At 42.9% G+C, this 20,873-nt stretch carries 23 protein-coding genes; 12 read left to right on the forward strand and 11 right to left on the reverse strand.

Annotated elements, in window-relative coordinates:
* The 3 genes from AAFP11_RS00065 to AAFP11_RS00075 all read left to right on the forward strand — a co-directional run.
* A partial coding sequence (locus AAFP11_RS00065) for a hypothetical protein (RefSeq protein WP_341735165.1) occupies window positions 1–296 on the forward strand: 296 nt, incomplete at its 5' end.
* 16 nt (window positions 297–312) lie between these two features.
* A complete protein-coding gene (locus tag AAFP11_RS00070; RefSeq protein WP_341735166.1) occupies window positions 313–1,482 on the forward strand; it encodes a family 10 glycosylhydrolase in 1,170 nt (389 codons plus the stop codon).
* A gap of 675 nt (window positions 1,483–2,157) precedes the next feature.
* Window positions 2,158–4,131, forward strand: coding sequence for an ATP-binding protein (locus AAFP11_RS00075; protein ID WP_341735167.1), 1,974 nt, complete (start codon window positions 2,158–2,160; stop codon window positions 4,129–4,131).
* Window positions 4,132–4,244: 113 nt separating this feature from the next.
* Here AAFP11_RS00075 and AAFP11_RS00080 read toward each other — a convergent pair whose 3' ends face one another.
* Genes AAFP11_RS00080 through AAFP11_RS00090 form a run of 3 tightly spaced genes read right to left on the reverse strand, consistent with a single transcriptional unit; the run spans window position 4,245 to window position 6,271 of the window.
* Window positions 4,245–4,832 carry a hypothetical protein gene (locus tag AAFP11_RS00080; RefSeq protein WP_341735168.1) on the reverse strand — a complete coding sequence of 196 codons (588 nt, stop codon included), beginning with the start codon at window positions 4,830–4,832 and terminating at the stop codon, window positions 4,245–4,247.
* Window positions 4,819–5,445 carry a hypothetical protein gene (locus AAFP11_RS00085; RefSeq protein WP_341735169.1) on the reverse strand — a complete coding sequence of 209 codons (627 nt, stop codon included), beginning with the start codon at window positions 5,443–5,445 and terminating at the stop codon, window positions 4,819–4,821. Before AAFP11_RS00085 ends, AAFP11_RS00080 begins: the two co-directional genes overlap by 14 nt.
* 4 nt (window positions 5,446–5,449) lie before the next feature.
* Window positions 5,450–6,271: a TIGR04255 family protein gene (locus tag AAFP11_RS00090; RefSeq protein WP_341735170.1), complete on the reverse strand. Its 822-nt coding sequence runs from the start codon at window positions 6,269–6,271 to the stop codon at window positions 5,450–5,452.
* A gap of 82 nt (window positions 6,272–6,353) precedes the next feature.
* On the opposite strand from AAFP11_RS00090, the gene AAFP11_RS00095 reads away from it, so the two are divergent.
* The gene (locus tag AAFP11_RS00095) at window positions 6,354–6,509 is read left to right on the forward strand and encodes a hypothetical protein (protein ID WP_341735171.1); all 156 of its coding nucleotides are present in this window, start codon (window positions 6,354–6,356) and stop codon (window positions 6,507–6,509) included.
* A gap of 288 nt (window positions 6,510–6,797) precedes the next feature.
* The gene (locus tag AAFP11_RS00100; protein WP_341735172.1) at window positions 6,798–6,992 is read left to right on the forward strand and encodes a DUF433 domain-containing protein; all 195 of its coding nucleotides are present in this window, start codon (window positions 6,798–6,800) and stop codon (window positions 6,990–6,992) included.
* Window positions 6,993–7,038: 46 nt separating this feature from the next.
* On the opposite strand, the gene AAFP11_RS00105 is transcribed toward AAFP11_RS00100, so the two are convergent.
* The 6 genes from AAFP11_RS00105 to mnmG all read right to left on the reverse strand — a co-directional run bounded on the left by AAFP11_RS00105 (window position 7,039) and on the right by mnmG (window position 13,740).
* Window positions 7,039–7,479, reverse strand: a complete 441-nt coding sequence (locus tag AAFP11_RS00105) for a hypothetical protein (RefSeq protein WP_341735173.1) — start codon at window positions 7,477–7,479, stop codon at window positions 7,039–7,041.
* Between the two features lie 7 nt (window positions 7,480–7,486).
* Entirely contained in the window at window positions 7,487–8,758 is a 1,272-nt protein-coding gene (locus AAFP11_RS00110; RefSeq protein ID WP_341735174.1) for an ATP-binding protein, read from the reverse strand.
* A gap of 108 nt (window positions 8,759–8,866) precedes the next feature.
* Window positions 8,867–9,613, reverse strand: a complete 747-nt coding sequence (locus AAFP11_RS00115) for a GDSL-type esterase/lipase family protein (protein ID WP_341735175.1) — start codon at window positions 9,611–9,613, stop codon at window positions 8,867–8,869.
* 27 nt (window positions 9,614–9,640) lie between these two features.
* A complete protein-coding gene (locus AAFP11_RS00120; protein WP_341735176.1) occupies window positions 9,641–10,306 on the reverse strand; it encodes an MAE_28990/MAE_18760 family HEPN-like nuclease in 666 nt (221 codons plus the stop codon).
* Window positions 10,296–11,390 (reverse strand): DUF262 domain-containing protein, encoded by a 1,095-nt coding sequence (locus tag AAFP11_RS00125; RefSeq protein WP_341735177.1) that lies wholly within the window; start codon window positions 11,388–11,390, stop codon window positions 10,296–10,298. Before AAFP11_RS00125 ends, AAFP11_RS00120 begins: the two co-directional genes overlap by 11 nt.
* A 433-nt stretch (window positions 11,391–11,823) precedes the next feature.
* The gene (mnmG, locus tag AAFP11_RS00130; RefSeq protein ID WP_341735178.1) at window positions 11,824–13,740 is read right to left on the reverse strand and encodes a tRNA uridine-5-carboxymethylaminomethyl(34) synthesis enzyme MnmG; all 1,917 of its coding nucleotides are present in this window, start codon (window positions 13,738–13,740) and stop codon (window positions 11,824–11,826) included.
* 283 nt (window positions 13,741–14,023) lie between these two features.
* Here mnmG and AAFP11_RS00135 point away from each other — a divergent pair, with 283 nt between their 5' ends.
* On the forward strand, window positions 14,024–14,692 hold the full coding sequence (locus tag AAFP11_RS00135; protein ID WP_341735179.1) for a hypothetical protein: 669 nt from the start codon (window positions 14,024–14,026) through the stop codon (window positions 14,690–14,692).
* Between the two features lie 41 nt (window positions 14,693–14,733).
* On the opposite strand, the gene AAFP11_RS00140 is transcribed toward AAFP11_RS00135, so the two are convergent.
* Both AAFP11_RS00140 and AAFP11_RS00145 read right to left on the reverse strand, forming a co-directional pair.
* Entirely contained in the window at window positions 14,734–15,087 is a 354-nt protein-coding gene (locus AAFP11_RS00140) for a transcriptional regulator (protein ID WP_341735180.1), read from the reverse strand.
* Entirely contained in the window at window positions 15,077–15,283 is a 207-nt protein-coding gene (locus AAFP11_RS00145) for a type II toxin-antitoxin system RelE/ParE family toxin (RefSeq protein ID WP_341735181.1), read from the reverse strand. Before AAFP11_RS00145 ends, AAFP11_RS00140 begins: the two co-directional genes overlap by 11 nt.
* A gap of 84 nt (window positions 15,284–15,367) precedes the next feature.
* Between AAFP11_RS00145 and AAFP11_RS00150 the strand changes: the two genes are divergently transcribed.
* The 6 genes from AAFP11_RS00150 to AAFP11_RS00175 all read left to right on the forward strand — a co-directional run bounded on the left by AAFP11_RS00150 (window position 15,368) and on the right by AAFP11_RS00175 (window position 20,571).
* The gene (locus AAFP11_RS00150) at window positions 15,368–15,697 is read left to right on the forward strand and encodes a hypothetical protein (RefSeq protein WP_341735386.1); all 330 of its coding nucleotides are present in this window, start codon (window positions 15,368–15,370) and stop codon (window positions 15,695–15,697) included.
* 197 nt (window positions 15,698–15,894) lie between these two features.
* A complete protein-coding gene (gene psbB / locus AAFP11_RS00155; protein ID WP_341735182.1) occupies window positions 15,895–17,421 on the forward strand; it encodes a photosystem II chlorophyll-binding protein CP47 in 1,527 nt (508 codons plus the stop codon).
* Between the two features lie 71 nt (window positions 17,422–17,492).
* A complete protein-coding gene (locus AAFP11_RS00160; protein WP_341735387.1) occupies window positions 17,493–17,603 on the forward strand; it encodes a zinc ribbon domain-containing protein in 111 nt (36 codons plus the stop codon).
* Window positions 17,604–17,977: 374 nt separating this feature from the next.
* Entirely contained in the window at window positions 17,978–18,073 is a 96-nt protein-coding gene (locus AAFP11_RS00165; protein WP_083622085.1) for a photosystem II reaction center protein T, read from the forward strand.
* Window positions 18,074–18,166: 93 nt separating this feature from the next.
* Window positions 18,167–18,724, forward strand: coding sequence for a transcriptional regulator NrdR (nrdR, locus tag AAFP11_RS00170; RefSeq protein WP_341735183.1), 558 nt, complete (start codon window positions 18,167–18,169; stop codon window positions 18,722–18,724).
* A 761-nt stretch (window positions 18,725–19,485) separates the two neighbouring features.
* Window positions 19,486–20,571: a 30S ribosomal protein S1 gene (locus AAFP11_RS00175; protein WP_341735184.1), complete on the forward strand. Its 1,086-nt coding sequence runs from the start codon at window positions 19,486–19,488 to the stop codon at window positions 20,569–20,571.
* Window positions 20,572–20,873 lie beyond the last annotated feature (302 nt).

The following is a 20,873-nucleotide window of genomic DNA, read 5'->3' on the forward strand; positions in this document are numbered from 1 at the left end:
TCGGTTCCCAGGCAGAGCCGGGGAACCAGTTAAATACTGCTTGTTACCAGGCTCTGCGTGGTAACACAGATCCGGAGGCTCTGCCTCCAAGTTTCTCAAAAGCTGGCGAGGCAGAGCCTCTGGATCTCGGTTCCCAGGCAGAGCCGGGGAACCAGTTAAATACTGCTTGTTACCAGGCTCTGCGTGGTAACACAGATCCGGAGGCTCTGCCTCCAAGTTTCTCAAAAGCTGGCGAGGCAGAGCCTCTGGATCTTGGTTCCCAGGCAGAGCCGGGGAACCAGTTAAATAACAAATAACAAATTCCTATACTAAATGCCATTTTTGGAGCCATTCCAGTCAGCAATTCGCAATTTCAAATCTTTATTAAAACAGCAGTTTGCAGTTCCAGTTAACACAAAAAATAGAATAGCCATTTCAACCACCCTTGCGCCTCATCACACTGGAATGCGCGGTGTCTGGATACCCAGCACAGACTGCAAAGTTCTCACTTCTCAACCACGAATTGCAGAAGCAATGGATTTCCTTGCCGATACGGGATTTAATACAGTATTTCCTGTAGTCTGGAATCGAGGTTTTACCGCTTATCCTTCTCAAATTATGCGCGAACAATTTGGAGTGGAAATTGACTCGCGCTATCAAGGACGTGACCCCTTAGCAGAGTTAATTATTGAAGCAAATAGAGTCGGTTTAAAAGTTATTCCTTGGTTTGAATACGGCTTTGTGAGTTCTTACAATCTCAACGGTGGTCATTTGCTGGCGAAAAAACCAGAGTGGGCGGCGCGCGATCGCACTGGAAATTTGCTGAAAAAGAATAATTTCGAGTGGATGAACTCTCTAGACCCCGAAGTGCAAGACTTTCTGCTAAGTTTGATACTGGAAGTTGCGAAAAATTATCCTGTCCATGGCGTTCAAGGAGACGATCGCATTGCGCTTCCCTGTGAAGGTGGCTATGATGCTAAAACTGTGGAAAACTATCGCCAACAGTGCGGGAGAGAACCCCCAGCCAATCCTAGGGAGCAACATTGGCTGCACTGGCGCGCTGATATTATTACTGAATTTGTAGCTCGTTTATACCGAGAATTGAAAGGGATTAATCCAGATTTATTGCTGTCGATGTCGCCTAGTCCTTATGAATGGGGACTGGTGGAATATTTGCAGGATTCTAAAAGTTGGGTAGACAGAAAGTTGGTGGATATGATTCACCCGCAATTCTACCGACGTGATTTTAACAGTTATCAGCAATTAGTCGATCGACTGGTTGGACAACAGTTTAACACAGAGCAATTACAGTACGTCTCGCCCGGTATTCTGTTGGCGAATCGAGGTAGTTCTTATTGCATAACTCCCGAACTGTTGTTAGAGGTGATTGCTTACCACCGTTCTTGCGGTATTCACGGAGAAGTTTTGTTTTTTTATGAAGCTTTGCGCGATAATCACGATGCTTTAGCTAAATGCTTGAAAAATAATCAGTATTTTCACTGATACATTATAATTTTAATTTTACCAGCTTTACGGAGGGCGCTATGGTTGCCTGTCAAGTCGATCGCCTGCTATATTTGTGATATCAGGTAATACCAACTCGTCGGCTGCTGAAACCGGAAGTTTCAACCATCGCGATCGGATTGGTAGTCAAATTCCAAAGCTGAGGGATCGGGTGCATTGTCGAAAAGACAAAATCAGCTTTGAGTCAAAAAATTTTCGGCTTGGGATTTGGGATTCTCCCCACGCCTCAAAGCAAAAACTTGCAAATTTTAGACCCTTTCGGGTTCATCAGTGGACTGGGCAACTTTTTCACTTGGGGTTTATGACAAGGATTAAAAGTATGTGCCAGTAACTGCAAATAATCCTTTGGAGGTTATCTAAAATTCCCAATTTGCCTGTCACTCTTTGAACAAAAATAAAAAATGCCGAAGTCTGTGCTTGTAATGTGTTATGGGAATAAAACACACTGTCTGCATCAATCTTTATCTCTTTTTACCTGAAGAAGACTTTTAGGAGTTGAAAAATAATTGGTGAGGAGTCATCAAACATCTAATTATTTCTGAGACATCCACTGAATTCAATTTGCGGTTTTTATCAAACAAAAATATCAGATTGTTTGGAGGCTGTATGTCTTAGGAAATAGAAAGAAATGTCCGTTGTGGAGAGTGAAAAAAAGTGATAGATACTAGCAGAATACAGCGGTTGCATATTTCCAAACTTAACTTACCCAAACAAGCAGGTGATAGCACCAATGAATCGGTTGATTGTTTGACTAATCAGGACGAATCAGCAAGAGGATTACCAACCTTAAACCCGCAGGAAACACCTGTTTATAAGTCTGTTGTAAGCGATGACAAAAATCGCAATTTTTCTGAACTGAAGTCTGGGCATATTCCTCAAAAACCCTGGGCTGGGGAAATAAATAGCCAAAAATCATTCCGGGATAAAATTGTCATAAATTCATTTGGTAAAATCATCGAATCTTGGCAAAATCAAATCGGTAGTTGGGGCATCCATCAAAAAATTGGTAGGGGATATTTGTTGGCAATCGGCATCGGTTTTTTAGGTTCAATGAGTGGATTGGTAATCGCCGACTACCACCAAGGACAAGGAGTCAAACAACTCAATGATGCTCACCAACAAGCCCAATTGCTAGGCAATTTTAAAGATGCAACCCTGGCTGCACATTTGCAGGGGTCGCAGCTAGATTCTTTTGTAGACAATTCCGCTAAATTGAAGTGGCAAAAAGAACAGTTAATTGCGAGTATTACTAAGGCGAAAAACCTGCGATCGCAAATAGAAACATTTGCCGATAGTAAACCAGCTTGGTTGGCAGCAGAACCTCGGATTCTCAAGGCTTTATTGCAAGATTGCACAGCAGATTTAGACTCCTACGCCACTACTCTCCAGTCTACCTTGCAGCAAATTGAGCGGTCGCAATTATCACCACAACAGATAGAATCAGCCCGAAAAATCTTGGCAATTGAAAGTGGATATGGTGCACAGCAACTCGATAGCCATTTTCAGGAATTGAGCAAAATTCTCGACATAGCCCAGCAGCAAGAAAGACAAGGCGGTGTAGTGATGGAGAATGCCCAAGGCATCGAAAAGGGCATAATTATCATTAGTATGTTGCTGTCGGTAGCGGTGGCGGGAATTGTGGCGAAGCGCACCAGTAGGGCGATCGCCAAACCTGTCATCAGCGTCACCCAGGTGGCCGAACAAGTAGCTGCCGAGTCGAATTTTGACTTGCGAGTCCCTGTTACTTCTCAAGGCGAAATCGGCTCTCTGGCTGTGTCTCTCAATCACCTAATCGAGCGGGTTTCGGGACATACAAAAGAATTGGAACAAGCTAAGGAAGTTGCTGTCGCCGCTAACACTGCTAAAAGCCAGTTTTTAGCAAATATGACCCACGAATTGCGGACACCTTTACACGCGATTATCGGCTACAGTCAACTACTTTTAGAAGAGGCGCGGGATGGTGGGTACAAGGAGTTTGTACCAGACTTAGACAAGATTGAGAAAGCGGGGGCGCACCTGCTATCTTTGGTTAACGATATCCTCGATTTGTCCAAAATTGAAACGGGGGGAATGAAACTGGAAATTGAGGAGTTTGACATCGCATCGCTGGTGGAGAAAGTGGCGAGTACCGCGCAACCTTTGGTAGGGAAAAATGGTAATGTTTTGGAGGTTGAGTGCGATCGAACTGCGGGTACAATGCACACAGATTTGGGGAAATTGCGACAGGTTTTGATGCACTTGCTGAGTAATGCTGCTAAGTTTACCAAAAACGGTAGGGTGAAAGTGAGTGTCAGCCGGATTGCAGGAAGTGGCAAATTGAATTTAGGGCGATCGGGTGTTGACAATGCGATCGCGACTGGTAAAACTGATGCTGGGGCGATCGAGTCGGATTGGATTTGTTTATCGGTTAAGGATACGGGAATTGGAATGTCCCAAGCACAACAGCACAAGTTGTTTGAAGCTTTTGTGCAAGCTGACTCTTCGACGACGCGAGAGTATGGCGGCACTGGATTGGGGCTGACAATTAGCCGGTATTACTGTCAGATGATGGGTGGCGAGATTTCGGTGGAAAGTGAGGAGGGGAAAGGGTCTATCTTTACTGTGCGGATACCCGCGGGAAATGGATGATAAAGGACTTTAAATCCCCGACTTCTTTAAGAAGTGGGGGATTTGCGTATTGTGTTAGCACATATTTTTTAGTAGGAACTGCTTAAGATATCCAGTGATTTGAGATTTAGATATTACCAAATCTTTGTTATTCCCGTAGGAAGACCGACTCGCATGAAGAATCTAGCAAAAGCTTGAGATAAATGCTCACGGTAGGGAGGAAGTAAACGAAGCCTAGATTGCTCTCTGCTTTGTAATAGAGATTCAATAAAAGTACGCGGTAAAGTGTATACATCATGAAAATCAACGATGCGGTGAGTTAATCTCAGTTCCCCAATTTCTCCCTCATTAAGCATTGCCAGATTCCAGATGTATCCATTCTTGATATCGTCGCAATATCTCCCCCATGCTTTGGGAGTTGGATTTTGATCCGCATCTCTCATCACCTGCTCCCAGTCCTCCCTATACTGACTTAGTGAGAAATGGGGACAGATGATTACATTTTCTACTTTCCTATTTTCTAAATCACATCCTTGGGTCATTACCACAGCATCAATCTCATCTGCCTCAACTAAAGACTTGAGTATTTCAATTTCTGGGTTAATTCCTGGCTCAATATGTTTAGAAGCCCAACGAACCACAGGACAATTGAGAATAATGTCTCCCTGTGTTAATTCAACACTTGCGTCTACCGCCTCATACCAAAGCTTATTCGCCATCATCTTCGAGTCGGTAGCTATCTATTATAATATTAGGTTTCCCACTTGAAAGCTTATTGGTTTTGACCTCAATTTCTTTGCGAAACAAAACTTTATGCTGATGAGGTACAACAAATACGCCTCTCCAAAATGGTTCTTCTTCATCTGCTTCCAAACCAGCATCTGCTTCAAGCTTTTGAAATTTAGGTTGCGAGCGTGGAACTGATTTTGACGGGGGATTTGTGGAAGGGGTTAAAAATTTTCCACGCCTCGCCCTTGCTAATATCTGAAAAAAACCAACATTTTGTCCAACAATATATCTAGCCAACTCATGTACAGCTATATCATCAGAACTCAATTTTTCTGATTGCTCATCAATGGTTCTAACTTCGTATGGTTGAGGCATCAAAAATACGCTTGCACCACCTGTAAGACGTGGAGAAATATAATAGCTCTTAGCATCAGTATTGATATCTTTAGCTGAGGTTTGTGCTACCGAACGTACCGAACGTACCGGAGCAATAGGACGACTACTGGGAAATTTTTGTCCCTCTCGTTTTTTGAAAGTTGTTGCAACAATTGCAAAATCTTCTTGTTCCTGGTAAAGTGCTTCAGTTTGTGACAGAGTGGTAGTCATAATTTTATCCCCTCCGCTGCCAAATTTTTGTTTGAATCTCCCGATCGGTCAAATCAGCAAATGCACATACGATCCACTCATGTGCTATGTCAAACCAATTTTGTAATCTCTCGCGCGAAGTGTAATTTCCAATACCTCGTACAGTAAGCTCGAACAAAAGAGTGGACTTTTGATTGAGAATGATTGGCTTGACTGACGCGTGCAATCTACCTAGCTCATCAGGTAAATCGAAAACTGTAGACCAGCTAATACTTTGAGGATTAGCGAGAAACCTGGGAGAATTTGCTTTCCAGCTAAGATCGGGAAAAATTTTACCAATATCTTGAAGTGTCAACCAAGCCTGTCCTTGTGGAATTTGATTAACATAAGTTAGCTCATATTGGAGTGGTTGAATCTTTCCTAGTTCAGCCTCCGCTAAGAAGTCATCAAACCTAGCCAGATGAGCTTGAAAATTACTAATCAGATTGTCATACCTCGGATATTCGCTTTCTACGCTAACCTTTCTCCAATTATGAATAAATCTATCTCGCTGAATCTGAATAATTCTCGTCTCATCTTCGCTGATAAACCAAACTCTAGGTAACGGCAGAATGTTGGTGAGTTCCAATTGTGGCTCAACGTTCCGATCGTCAAAAATCTCGACTCTGGGTGCGATCGGAATAACATCATCACAAAATGGATATTCCGGCTGAAATGTTTGCCACAGTAGACCGATATGAGGAGAAAGTAATCCCTCAAGGTATGGAAACATCACACTACAAGCCACTTCCATCACCGGTGGCAGATCGTAAGACGGTAGTTTTCCGGTGTCTGCTCCGACTATCACATTAACTGTCCCATTTACTCAGTACACTGATACACAGATTGTACCCTATTATCCAAACTAACTCAATAGCAAGCAGATTCATGTGGTACAGCTCATCGTTCCTGTTTTGTTAGTGAAGGAGAGACAGACACACTTCCCAGCTTTCTGTTGGCTCGAACAGAAAGATCGGGTTTGGCGATCGCCCGAAAGTTGGGTGCTACTCAAACTGATTCCTTTAATTGAACAGTGCTGGAATTAGATGCCCAATAATTTGCCCTGCATTCGGAGTTCCTGCCGCTCAACGAACCACACCACCATAAAGCTGGTATTTTCCAGCCGCCAACCATATTAGAGTCTCCTCTGGGATAGCTCTAGCAACAGCCCAACCAGGGAATATCATAGTGTCCTCGAATCTTGTTTAAGTGGGTTATTGCCGATCGCAGATAACCTCGCTCCGATCGCCCTTGTCGATTTCACGCGCAGGCGATCGCAACCAGCTTTTGTATAATAACAGAATCTTACCTGTCATCAAACAGTTGGAGGCAAAATGAATAACTTGTTAACTCGTATTACCCAAACACCCGGTCAGTGCGGTGGTCGCCCTTGCATTCGAGGCATGAGAATTCGAGTCAGCGATATTTTAGAAATGTTGGCAGAAAATGTCATTGTCACTGAAATTTTGGAAGACTTCCCCGATTTGGAACCTGAAGACATCCAAGCCTGCTTGCTGTTTGCTGCATGACGCACTGATTTTACTCGGTTGACAGCATGAATATTTGGATTGATGCTCAATTACCTCCTACCTTGGTACTTAAATCATACTCATCTTGAATATTCTTGACTCGGAAACTAGCATTAAACTTTTTTTTAAACTGACTTTGTAGTTGTTGTATACTTGTCGTTTGTCTAGGCACACGGGTAGACACGACAAAACATAGCTTCTTGATTTTTTGGGGATTTTCCGAAAGTAATCGGATAGTTGATTCGAGTTGTGCAACTGCATGGACAATATCACTTCCCTTCAACTCCACATATATTTCTACTTCATCAGAAGGCATAAGGGCGTAGTCACAACGCAAAGTCTCGTTATCACTGATAACGCATCCATCCACCTTAATTGTTAATATTTTGTCTTGATTCGGGTTGAGGAAAGTTATTTTACTTTTGTTCTCCTGCAATACAATTTTTGTGTCACATCTATATTCCTCACACTCTGGAAGACTTTTCATATAGGATTCAAACTAAGTTCAGAAGTTGCTCGAATTCAATAGCTAGGTCATCAGAAACAGAATCAATCACTTTTGCATCTATCAACCCAGTCTCAGGACAAACAATACTACTACATTTTCCATCCATTAAAACATAGGCTGAGAGATCGGAAACATCTAGTGATTTGTATCTAGACACAATTTTTTCTAATTGATGCTGCACATCTCCGCTGGATTCCTGATAAAGGAGACCAGCCTGGAGTAAATTATTAAATGCTGTTAGGACATAGGGACTATGGGTAGTTATGAAGAATTGAAGTTGCTCCTTCCGACAATTAAATACAGTAGCAATCAGCTCGACAATATTACGCTGTGCGCTGGGAAATAAATGTGCTTCTGGCTCCTCAATATACACTGTCTGTCTGCCAGTATATAAAAAAGGTAGTGTAGCTAACATAATTGTCAGAGGTAATATTTCCTGTTGACCAGAAGATGAGTTTGCGATACTAATCCGTCTTCCATCTGCAACTTCTAGAACATCTTTCCCTTTTTCCTGTATGTGCTTTCCACATAGAGAATTCTCTATTAGACTGTCTATTTCATCTTGTATTTCTTGATTTGCAAGTCTATCTTTAGAGAATCCCCCATGTTTGAATCTTTCATAGGTTGAACCAAATTCCCTCATAAATGGATCTAGCACGTTATCGCTTGACAAAAAAGAAAAAATGTTGCTCTGAAGAATAGAGAAAAAAGAACGACCAGCAGGAATAAACAACTGATTGAAAGCTGCCTCTCGACAGATGGATGTATCTAAAAAATCTATTAATCGCTTTCTTAAAAAGAATCTCGTTGAATATAATGTATCCAAATTATCATACTCAGCATTTTGTTGATAATTTTGCTCTCTTGCTTTTTTTAATAAATTGCTCAAGTCTGTAAATTCTTGCTTTAACAAGTCTGAATAGCGGAAGGAAATCTTGGCTCTTGTGTCCTGTTTTCGACTAACCTCTATAAAAATATTTGCCACCTCATACCGTATGAAAAAATCTTGTTTTCCCCAAGAGTCAGGAGGAAAATATTCCTCAAATTTCTTGGAATAGTTTGAATTGAGACTACGTTTTGTCTGCTCATTCTCTACAGCAGCTAAAATTTCCCATACGAAGTTCTTAAAATAGAAAAGTAGTTTAGCGCAAACACTTTTACCACTGGCTTGGGGGCCAATCAGTATATTGATGCGCTTGATCTCAATCTCCAAATCTGTGATACCAGCAAAGTTTTTAACTGTTAATTTTTCAGCCATAAATGAAACTCAAGCACGGTAAGGGTTTATACTATATTTTAACATTCAAATTTCACCTTGAGTCGTTGAACTTCTACTAGATATGTTTTTCAGAGCGACAGCATTATCCTACTGTACCAAAATACCAGCAATTGCCTTGTTGAGTGCCGCATAACCTTCTGAGTTAATATGCAGAAAGTCTCGACTGTATTTTGAGTCAACAATCCCCTGGGAATTCGCCAATACCTGACTACTATCAAACACAATTACCCGATCGCGCGCCAGTGTTTTGATATAATCATTTACGTCATTAATTGCGATCGGCACATCATCCGACCAAAACGGCCTTCGCTCGATCGGCAACGTTCCTAACGGAAAGATAGTTGTTACCACAACCTTAGCTCCCGTGTCAAGAGATTTTTTCACTATTTGCCCGATATTTGTCTTGCAATTTCCGATAATCGCCTCTTTTTGTTCTGGAAACAGAGGAATTGCCTTGAGGTCGTTGACACCAACTTGAATCACAATTATCTTAGGCTTCAGCGAGGCTACGTGCTCCTGAAAACGTCCAAGCACCTGCGCCGTAGTTTGACCACCTATGCCGCGATTGATGATAGTTATGTTCTTGATTTGGTTAGGTGGTGGCCAACTCTCAGCCCGTGAATCACCATAAAAAACAATGACAGGCTGTTCTATCTTTTTTGCTGAACTTGGATAGTAGTTGAGGCCTAGTGGGTCAAGTCCCGTAGCATTTAATAGCAGGTAATACTTTTGCCCTTGTTGGTAAAGAAAGAAATTCAATCCTGCTGATGTTAGTAAAGCGAAAGAAAGCACTACAATTGTTATTTTTGTCGGTGTGTTAAACTGAGTATTCACTATTATAGACTCCTAATAAGATATTCACTATCGAAGATAAGACTTGTTTATAAATCCAGTTTTAATTCTCTCAAATACTAAATCCATAAGTCTATTAACCAGTTTAATTGCTCTGTCTAAATCTTCTCTGTGTACAACAATGGAGTTTTGTCCATGAGCGACATTGTTTCTGATTTTCAGCAGGAACTTATCGAGATCATCTTGCAATGAGTAATTGGGTTCGGGATGTGTGAGTATGGTTTCAAGGTTAAAGTCTGTTAATATTCTATTTAAGACATTAAAACCAACATTACTTTCTGTATTCACTTTCGGGCTAATTGTCAAGGCGTTACATTGATAAAACTGCCCGAATTTGTCAAAAAAAATTACCTTATTATTCGGCTTATCTTTTTTTGGATATTGTTTAAATTGCGGAAATTCCGATTCAATATGATAGATAAGAATGGGATAGCAAATATCACTAATTTTAAGATTTAATTTATTTAACTCTCGAATATATATTTGAAAAGAAGCTTGAATAAACCCCTCCCAAATAGAATAAACTATCGGTATTGAATAGTTAAGGAAAAGTGCTTCATCTTTTTGTGAAAAACCATATCGTGGACTTAGTAATTTAATCCGAGACATTAACTCTCTTCTTTCAACTATGTCTGACATAATTTCTTGTTCTAAAAGAGTCGGATCAGTTGCCATTATTTTTCGATATTCCAAATATTCGCTGGGCTTCTCGTAGCCGATTAATAATTCTAGTTTTTTGATTGTTCCCCCCTTTTCTTGAGAATTTCCTTAAACTGGTATCAGTACGCACTTCATTGTTAATTTTATCCCGAATAAATTGTGCTGGTTGAGATTGGTAATATTCATAGTTTTCTCCCACACCAATAGTAATGACATCATAAAGAGCCGTTGCAAATTGTTTGTCAGATTGGCGAAAGATTTCTTTTCCTAAAGGCTCGAGTAAAGCAAATACTTGCGAAAAAATCTGTTTATAACCAGCATAATCAAAATTTTCGTTCTCTAACGCAGACTTCATAAAAGCAGTCATGTGTTGTGAAATACTGGTTTTGACATTATTCAGGTTTTGGTAAAGAGAAATAAATCTCAACGCCAACTCTTCATTATATAACTGCTCGTATTGCTCATAGCTCAAATCGATCAATGTACAAAAATCTTCATTACGAGCAATCTCTTTTAGAAAATCATTGAACTTGCTGGATATATCTCTGTAAATACAATTCCGAATCTCCTGCGGAGTCAAAGGAGAACCCCCTGTATTCAATCTATTGAATAGTTCAAATCTCATATCATAGTTACTATTCCATCTGAGAATTTCAACTCGACAAGTGGCTCTTTTTATGTTGAGTCGAAACTGATTGGGTATGGTTTCATAAGTGAATCCTTCTAGCTCATGAACTCTTTCGCCTTCCGTTAAAACCCAGTTGTTCTTTTCACTTTTAATCCCGTCATCTTCAATTCTCAAAATCCCAAAGAAAGAAAGTACAGTCGAAACTCTTTGAAGCCCATCAACTAACTCCCATACTCCATCCCCATCCTCAGCTACAAATATAGGAGGAATGGGAATGCCTAAAAGTATAGACTCAATAAATCGAGTTTTCTGTTCTTGCTCCCAACGAAAATATCTTTGAAACGCAGGTTTAATCACAATTTCCTTGCGTTCATACATACTGATTAGCTCACCAAAAGACACATCCAGTCTGTCGGTATTCAATAAATTTCTCTGTTCTTCAACTTCTATTTTAAGTTTTTCAATATCCATAGTTACATACCGTCGTATATTTCTTGCTAGATGAACGCTATTATCAGTTGTATCAGAATTTTTTTGGTTCTATTTTGTGATTTACTACAACATACATTACCAAATATTTTGTGTCTTGTCAAGTTCTACAAGTTAACTTCAACTAAACTTTGACCCTCTTTAACATTCTCAACTGCTCTCAAAAGTCTATTTTTGTTGCTTTCTGAATTTAGAGGACTGAAGAGAAGAATTTTCAACTCATTAGTCCTCTTTTAGAGGACTTTAGCTATTAGACAGGGGTTTCAACCCCTGGCGGATTCCTGAGCCCACAGACGAACTTGGCGGGCTTTCAGGCTTAAGTTGACACCAATGGGTATTACCTGTCCCTACGGATATCCCATACAATTGAGCCAAAAATCAAGGAAAAGCAGATCAATTTTGCGGTTCTATTTATTCATTTTCCCACACCAGCGGGCTGCTGGCGATTTCGCACTTCCAGAAAAATCAACAAAGCATTAACATCAGCCGGATTCACCCCACCAATTCTCGCGGCTTGTCCAATAGTTAATGGCCGGATTCTGGTCAACTTTTCCCGCGACTCCTTCGAGAGAGTTCCAATTGCCATATAATCCAAATCCGCAGGCAATTGTCGGCGTTCGTGTCTCACAATTTCATCAATTTGATTTTGCTGTTTTTGCAGATAGCCAGAATATTTGATGTCAATTTCTGCACCTTCTTTCTCAGCCAACTTCAGACTAGAATCGCCTAAATTGTACCGTTCCAAATCCACATAATGAAAACCAGGACGACGCAACAAATCAGCTAGAGTAATCGAACCTTTAATCGATTGTTGGCTTTCAGCTAAAATTTGCTTGCCCAATTCCTCATGCTCCTTCACCCGCGTCGAATACAAGCGTTTCTTCTCCGCTACAATATTAGCTTGTTTCTGCTCAAATAACTCCCAACGCCGATCGCCAATCAAGCCAATTTCCCGTCCGAGCGGAGTCAAGCGTTGGTCAGCATTGTCCGATCGCAATAATAACCGATATTCCGATCGCGAAGTCAACATCCGGTAAGGTTCCCGCAAATCCTTCGTACACAAATCATCAATCAAAGTCCCCAGATAACTTTGCTCGCGCGGAAACACAATCATCTCCTGATTCTTCGCGAATCTAGCTGCATTAATCCCCGCGACAATCCCCTGTGCAGCCGCCTCCTCATAGCCAGTCGTACCGTTCACCTGACCCGCGCAAAATAGCCCTTCAATCTTCTTAGTCATCAGCGTGGGAAAACACTGAGTAGCCGGCAAATAATCATACTCCACAGCATAAGCTGGACGCATCATCTCGCACTTTTCCAAGCCGGGGAGAGTCCGCAGCATTTGCAACTGCAAACTTTCCGGTAAACCAGTCGAAAAACCTTGGATATAAAGTTCAGGAATATCCCTACCTTCCGGTTCAATAAAAATCTGGTGACTTTCCTTATCCGCAAACCGCACAATCTTATCTTCAATACTCGGACAATAGCGCGGCCCCTTCGCATCAACCCAACCGCCGTAGACTGGAGAAAGGTGCAAATTGTCTCTAATTAACTGGTGAGTTTCCGGCGTAGTTCGAGTTAGATAACAAGGCATTTGTTCCCGTTCCACCCAAACTTCTGGATCGAAACTAAACCAGCGAACATCTGCATCTCCCGGCTGGGGTTCCAGGTTAGTATAATCGAGAGTACGTTTGTCAACTCTTGCCGGAGTTCCAGTCTTCAACCTACCAGTTTCAAAGCCCAAACGGTTGAGAGTTTCCGTCAAACCAACAGCGGCAAATTCTCCGGCGCGTCCGGCTGGCATCGACTTATTGCCCACCCAAATTGTGCCGCCTAAAAAAGTGCCTGTTGTCAGAATCACGGCTTTGCATTCAAAGGCGACACCGAAGTATGTTTCAACTCCGATCACTTCTTCGTTTTTGCCCAAAACTAAGTCTGTCACCATCGCTTCCCGGATGGTCAAATTCTCTTGATTTTCAACAATATTGTTCATCACAGCGGCGTATTCCCGCTTGTCTGTTTGTGCTCTCAGCGCCCACACAGCGGGGCCTCGTGAAGAGTTGAGGATGCGTTTTTGTAAATAAGTGCGATCGGCCATTTTGCCAATTTCACCGCCTAACGCATCCACTTCATTAGTCAGTTGAGTTTTTGCCGGGCCACCGACAGCGGGATTGCAGGGTTGCCAAGCTATTTTATCAAGATTGAGGGTGAGGAGAAGAGTGCGACAACCGAGGCGAGAAGTGGCGAGGGCGGCTTCGCAGCCGGAGTGTCCGGCACCAACTACGATGATGTCGAAACTGTCTTGGAATTGTGGAGGAGTTTTTGTGGTCATGGCTAATTGCTAATGGCTAATTGCTAATTGCTAATTGCTGATTTCTAGGGGCTTACGTCACTTGCTTGAAAAGCGCTATATAATATTGAATAAAATTTTAGACAGGCGCACGGTATCTCAACCGCGCCATACCTCCCCGTGCAGTTCGGGGCACCTTGTCTCTGACAGGCGCACGGCATCTCAACCGCGCTATACCTCCCCGTGCAGTTCGGGGCACCTGTTCATTTAATGTTAGTATATAGTAGAATAACCACTTTTGTCAAATACAGAATAAGGTGAAAATATGAATAGCCTGAAAATTTTACTCATAAACTCATTTAATGGATTCCTGATCGGTTGGTTTGGTGGAACCGTCATTAGTTTAGCTGAAATTATTACATCAGCAAATACAACAGTGACAAATTTTTACTGGTTATCTTTTTGCAGCGATTGCATCGGAATATTCTATCTATATTTTGCTAATTTGGAAGAAATAAGAGCATCAAAAAAAACCACTATTTTTATTAAAATATCAATAATAGTTTACCTTGTAGTATTGAAAACTTTCTGCTTAAGTTTAAGTAGTTTACAGGAGCCTTTAATTTTACATGGACAGGGTTTACTGTATACAGAATTATATACAGGTATTTTGGGGAGTGTAGGAGGTATTATTATCTCTATTGCACCACTGTTTCTATCAATTTTAAAGGGTCTAAACCCATTAATCAATCAACTGATTAAAATGATTCAGGAAGAATTACCAGGCGTAGTTAGAAAACTAATCCGAGTAATACTTTACTCGTTGGGTTTACAAATCACTCAATTGTTATTTAGTTTTTTCGGATTGAATTTGGTTGATACACTACCCCCATATACAAGTCTAATTGGAGGTACTTTGTTAGGTTTTAATACACCATCATCGAATGAATTAAGTCTATCGGAACCAGAGGAAATTGACCAAAAAACAGATTAATAAGTGCGATCAATCTCACTCACACAACAGGTGTTCGTCAATTAAAATTCTTCCTCTCCATTAGTGTAGCTGCTTTCTTCAAACATCGATGTTAATCCACTAATTTTTATCGGTGGTCGATCTTTGAATTCTACGACAAATGACAACTCCCCACCCATTGCCGCGATATAACTTTGCAAAGTAGATACCAACAAATCCGCACGGCGTTCGAGTCTAGAGACATTTTCTTGACGCATATTTAATAATTCTGCCATGCGTATCTGAGTAAATTTCCTGGCTTTCCGTAAGTCTTGTAATGTCATTTCTTCCGCCATTAATTCAATCGATCGCTTTTCGACTATTGCTCGTTGTTCGGGAGGTAAATTCTCCATAACAGTCTTCAGGCTAATTGTCATCTGTTTCTGGCTCCATTAACTTATTTAAATGACCGGCAAATCTACTATCTGCTATCTTAATTAGTTGCTTGTAAAATCGCTTCTCACTACTACCAGATTTGTCCCCAGCTACCAACAGAATCGCAGAGCGGCTGGGGTCAAATGCAAAAGCGACCCGCCAAACTCCGTCAGCCGCCTGAAACCGGAGTTCTTTCATAACAGATAGAAGATTGGGAGGCGGGGTAATGAGACTGTGGCAATTTTGCGCTATGTTAGACAACAAAATCTCAAGCGTACACAAGTGAAATATTTCTTCTTATCCGACGGTTGGACGATCGGGCGCGTCTGGGGAGTAGGTGGTTTGTGGACAGATGCCGGCTGGAGACGCCAACCAGACATTACACAACTTAACGTTTGCCTCTGGGACCAAAAGGAAAAAATGTGGCTCTACCGCGTAGAAGATGCCGTACTCATGGTAGAGGTTAAACCGACAGTCCCCCCAGACAATAGCGATCCCGCCAAAAATATCGGCAGTGTCGTGCTGACCAGACTCATCGATGCCGAGCAAGTAATCGATCGCCTTGGGAGTATTTCTGCCCACTGTCAAATCGGCAACCCCCAACTAATGTGATGCCTACATATTGCAATCGGTTCTAAGACTCGATACACTTCGTTAAATAACTTTCATTTTTACGCCTCCATCCTCGAAGGCAGAAAGCAGAAGGCAAAAACCAGGATTTAAAACCCGCAGGTAACTGCTCAGGAATTAAAATCTGATTTTTGATTCAAAATAGACATCATCACTTACACCTTGGAGCAACGCAGTCAATGGGATTACCCTGGTATCGCGTACACACAGTCGTCTTAAATGACCCAGGCCGATTGATTTCTGTACACTTAATGCACACTGCCCTCGTGGCAGGCTGGGCCGGCTCAATGGCCCTTTACGAATTAGCAGTTTTCGATCCCACAGACCCAGTTCTCAACCCCATGTGGCGTCAAGGGATGTTCGTGCTACCCTTTATGACTCGTTTAGGAGTCACAGGTTCTTGGGGTGGTTGGAGCATTACCGGCGAAGGTAACGTCGATCCGGGCTACTGGTCCTTTGAAGGCGTCGCCGCTGCCCACATCGTCCTCTCTGGCTTGCTGTTTTTAGCAGCAGTCTGGCACTGGGTATTTTGGGACTTGGAACTGTTCAGAGACCCCCGCACTGGCGAACCCGCCCTCGATTTGCCAAAAATGTTTGGCATTCACTTGTTCCTCTCTGGCTTACTTTGTTTCGGCTTTGGTGCTTTTCACCTGTCTGGACTCTTCGGACCTGGAATGTGGGTTTCTGACCCCTACGGTTTGACCGGTCACGTCCAACCAGTGGCTCCTGCCTGGGGCCCTGAAGGCTTCGATCCGTTCAATCCAGGTGGCATCGTGGCTCACCACATTGCAGCGGGTGTAGTCGGCGTAATTGCTGGTTTGTTCCACTTGACCGTGCGCCCACCGGAACGGCTTTACAAAGCTCTGCGGATGGGGAATATCGAAACTGTGCTTTCTAGCAGTATCGCTGCTGTGTTCTTTGCAGCTTTTGTGGTGGCTGGTACTATGTGGTACGGTTCGGCTGCTACTCCGATCGAACTTTTTGGCCCGACTCGCTATCAGTGGGATGGCGGCTACTTCCAACAAGAAATCGATCGCCGAGCCCAAGCTAGTTTAGCCGGTGGCGCTAGTTTCCAAGAAGCTTACGAGAAAATTCCGGAAAAATTGGCTTTCTACGACTACGTGGGCAACTCTCCTGCTAAAGGTGGTTTGTTCCGCGCCGGCGCGATGGTTAATGGCGACGGTATTGCTAAATCTTGGCTGGGCCATCCAGTATTTACTGACAGCGAAGGTCGGGTATTGTCGGTTCGCCGTCTCCCGAATTTCTTTGAAACTTTCCCTGTGATTTTGACCGACAAAGATGGCATCGTTCGCGCTGACATTCCCTTCCGTCGTGCTGAATCTAAATACAGCTTTGAACAAAGTGGAGTTACTGTCACTTTCTACGGTGGCGAATATAACGGTCAAACCTTTAGCAGTCCTTTGGATGTTAAGAAGTTTGCTCGCGCCGCCCAAAAGGGTGAGGTATTTGAATTCGATCGCGAAACTTTGAAGTCTGACGGGGTTTTCCGTACTTCTACTCGTGGTTGGTTCACTTTTGGACACGCTTGCTTTGCTTTGCTGTTCTTCTTCGGCCACATTTGGCACGGTTCTCGGACAATCTTCCGCGACGTGTTTGCTGGAGTTGAAGCTGACATGGAAGAACAAGTCGAATGGGGCTTGTTCCAAAAGTTGGGCGACGTCACCACCAGAAGAGAAAGTCCTTAGCTAGAAATTAAGTAGACAGAATGGTACACTTGTAGACAAGCTACTGGTGTGCCATATTCAAACCCTGCGCGATTTGCAAAAAAGCGCTGAAAGAAAGAGCTTACAACTGTGGAAGTTGCGGTCATTCGATAGACAAAGATTTGAATGCAGCGATTAATTTATCACGTTTGGCTAAAGCGTGAAAGCTCGCCGAGGGATAACCGCTCCCATGCTCCCGATGAAGCGAGAAGCAAATGTCTAGACAAGTCTAGTATTTGTATAGCAGAAGAATCTATCTAGGTTTCTCTAACTATTGGGCATCGGGAATTGTTCCCGGTGCTGCAAAACCTGGTTTCTTGAAGAAACCGGGTTTTTTGATATCTTGCACCTGTTACATATTCCTTGGTTGGGCGGGCAGGATGCCCACCCCACAAGAAAAATTAATTTTTGTGGAACAGGCATCTTGCCTGTCATTGAAAATCGCCCAAGATATTCAGTTTTCAGAAATATCCGTGAACTGAGAAAGCGATAATTAAGATAAAATAAAACTGCAAGGGAAGAGAAGGAAACTTTAAACATGGAAAGCGTTGCTTACATTTTGATTCTGGCTTTGGCATTAGGTGTACTATTTTTTGCGATCGCCTTCCGGGAACCCCCTCGGATTGGCAAATAAGCCGATCGATATTTCTAGTCCAGCAATTCATCTGATCCGTACAGGGTCAGATGAATTGCAATTTTCTGGCAACGCCTGTAAAACTCAGCAATCATGCGCTGTTCCTCCTGTCAACACACCAATAGTCGCGTTCTGGAATCGCGCTCAGCCGAATCGGGTCAAAGTATTCGGCGGCGGCGCGAGTGTCTCAATTGCCAGCATCGGTTCACAACTTACGAACGCATCGAATTTGTGCCGATTACAGTAATTAAACGGGATGGTAAACGCGAATCTTTCGATCGCTCAAAATTAGTCCGGGGACTGGTTCGGGCCTGTGAAAAAACCGGTTTGTCTTCCGGGCAACTAGAAACTCTGGCAGAAGAAATTGAAGCCCAACTCCAAGCTCGATCGCTCCGGGAAGTCACCAGTTCGGACATTGGAGAATTAGTATTGTTACATCTGCGGCCGCTGAGCGAAGTCGCTTATGTCCGTTTCGCCTCTGTATATCGGCAATTTCGAGGCATCCGAGATTTTGTAGATACCCTAAATCACCTTCAGAGTCCCCTCATCGAAGCTTTGTGTCCAGAAACTCCCCCCGAAAATGACCCAGATTTGTCGGAAGTGGATGATATCAATTCCGGTAGCATCGGAATTATTAGTAGCCGAAATTAGGAGACGGCAGTGCCGTGTCCCTACCCTAAAATTATCTGAGGACACGGCAATGCCCATTAGTGTCAACTTAAGCTGCCAGTCCGCCAAGTCCTTTAGTGGGCCCGCGAGTCCGACAGGGAATGAATTCCCTGTCTCAAAGCGCAAGTCCTCTCAAGAGGACTCAAGAGAAGAATTTTCAACTCATTAGTCCTCTTTGAGAGGACTTTAGCTATTAGACAGGGGTTTCAACCCCTGTCTCCAGGGCGGGATGACGGGCGGACTTGGCGGGCTGTCAACTTAAGGTACAACCAATAGTCCGGCAGGGGTTGAAACAAGAGCCTCAAAGCGCAAGTCCTCTCCAAGAGGACTCAAGAGAAGAATTTTCAACTCATTAGTCCTCTTTGAGAGGACTTTAGCTATTAGACAGGGGTTTCAACCCCTGTCTCCAGGGCGGGATGACGGGCGGACTTGGCAGGCTTTCAGGCTTAAGTTGACACTCCTTGGGCACAGCCGTGTCTTGGTCTAAATTAATTTGAAAGCAGTATGTGGGTAAGTTATAATTGTCTACTGGACTCTGAATGTTAAAATTAAGCGTTTTAACACAGAGTTGAAATTAAGAGCAATGGCAAACGCCTGTGTGCGGTTGCACCGGGCAAAAGTTGGCAAAAACTGACTTTCGTAAAAGATTTTGCAAAAAGTTAACTCCTTTTTTACCAAAATCTCTAATATCTGCCTGCACAAACGAAAAACATGAAGGAGAGAAATCCTAGGAAATTATTCGCATGGTCAATCTCAAAACCACTGTCAAAGATATCGGCTTTACTCACGAGGATTTTGCTGCCCTACTTGATAAATATGACTATCACTTTAGCCCCGGCGATGTAGTAGCGGGTACAGTTTTTAGTATAGAACCGAGGGGCGCTCTGATTGATATCGGTGCTAAAACCGCAGCGTACATTCCGATTCAGGAAATGTCGATCAATCGAGTGGAAAGCCCAGAAGAGGTATTGCAATCAAACGAAACCAGAGAATTTTTCATCCTCACCGATGAAAATGAAGACGGGCAATTAACCCTGTCTATCCGACGCATTGAGTATATGCGGGCCTGGGAAAGAGTTCGACAACTGCAAGCAGAAGATGCCACAGTGCGATCGCAAGTTTTTGCCACTAACCGTGGTGGTGCACTGGTGAGAATAGAAGGGTTGCGAGGCTTCATTCCCGGTTCTCACATCAGCACCCGCAAACCAAAAGAAGAATTAGTTGCTGAAGAATTGCCATTAAAATTCTTAGAGGTAGACGAAGACCGCAACCGCTTAGTCTTAAGCCACCGTCGCGCCTTAGTGGAACGCAAGATGAACCGCCTCGAAGTTGGAGAAGTGGTCATCGGTACTGTGCGTGGTATCAAACCCTACGGTGCTTTTATCGACATCGGCGGAGTCAGCGGCTTGTTGCACATCTCCGAAATTTCGCACGATCACATCGATACGCCTCATAGCGTGTTTAATGTCAACGACGAAGTGAAAGTGATGATTATTGACTTGGATGCTGAGAGAGGTCGGATTTCTCTCTCCACCAAACAATTGGAACCGGAACCAGGAGCGATGGTCAAAAATCGTGAATTGGTGTACGAAAAAGCTGAAGAAATGGCAGCCAAGTTCCGTGAAAAAATGCTAGCTCAAAAACAAGCTAAAGCTAGCATGGAAATTCCTGTAGATGCGATCGATTCTGATGAACTCTCCGATGAAATACTCGAAGACATCCCATCAGCAATGGAAGAAGATTTGCCGGAAGAAATACCCGCAGCAGTAACGGAAGTAACACCGGAAGCCACATTAGAGGTAGAAACACCTCCGGCGACTGTAGAATAAATCCCAGTCACTGTTATAAAAAAAGAGGGGAATCCCCTCTTTTTTTTGAGTTATATCGTTTCCGGTTAGATCGTCATATCGTTTCCGGCTGCATCGGAATGATTTAACCTTACTAGAACGCAGAGAACACAGAGGGAGATAAGAGAGATGAATAATTCCGATGTTACCGGATTTGATATCAGGTGATTTAACCGCAGAGAACACAGAGGACACAGAGGGAGAGAGTAGATCTGAATAATTCAGATGCTACCGGATTTGATATTATATTTAACCAAGTTTGAATATATCGATCGCTCTTGTTG

The organism is Microcoleus sp. CAWBG640 (assembly GCF_020883015.1).
Lineage (GTDB): Bacteria > Cyanobacteriota > Cyanobacteriia > Cyanobacteriales > Microcoleaceae > Microcoleus > Microcoleus anatoxicus.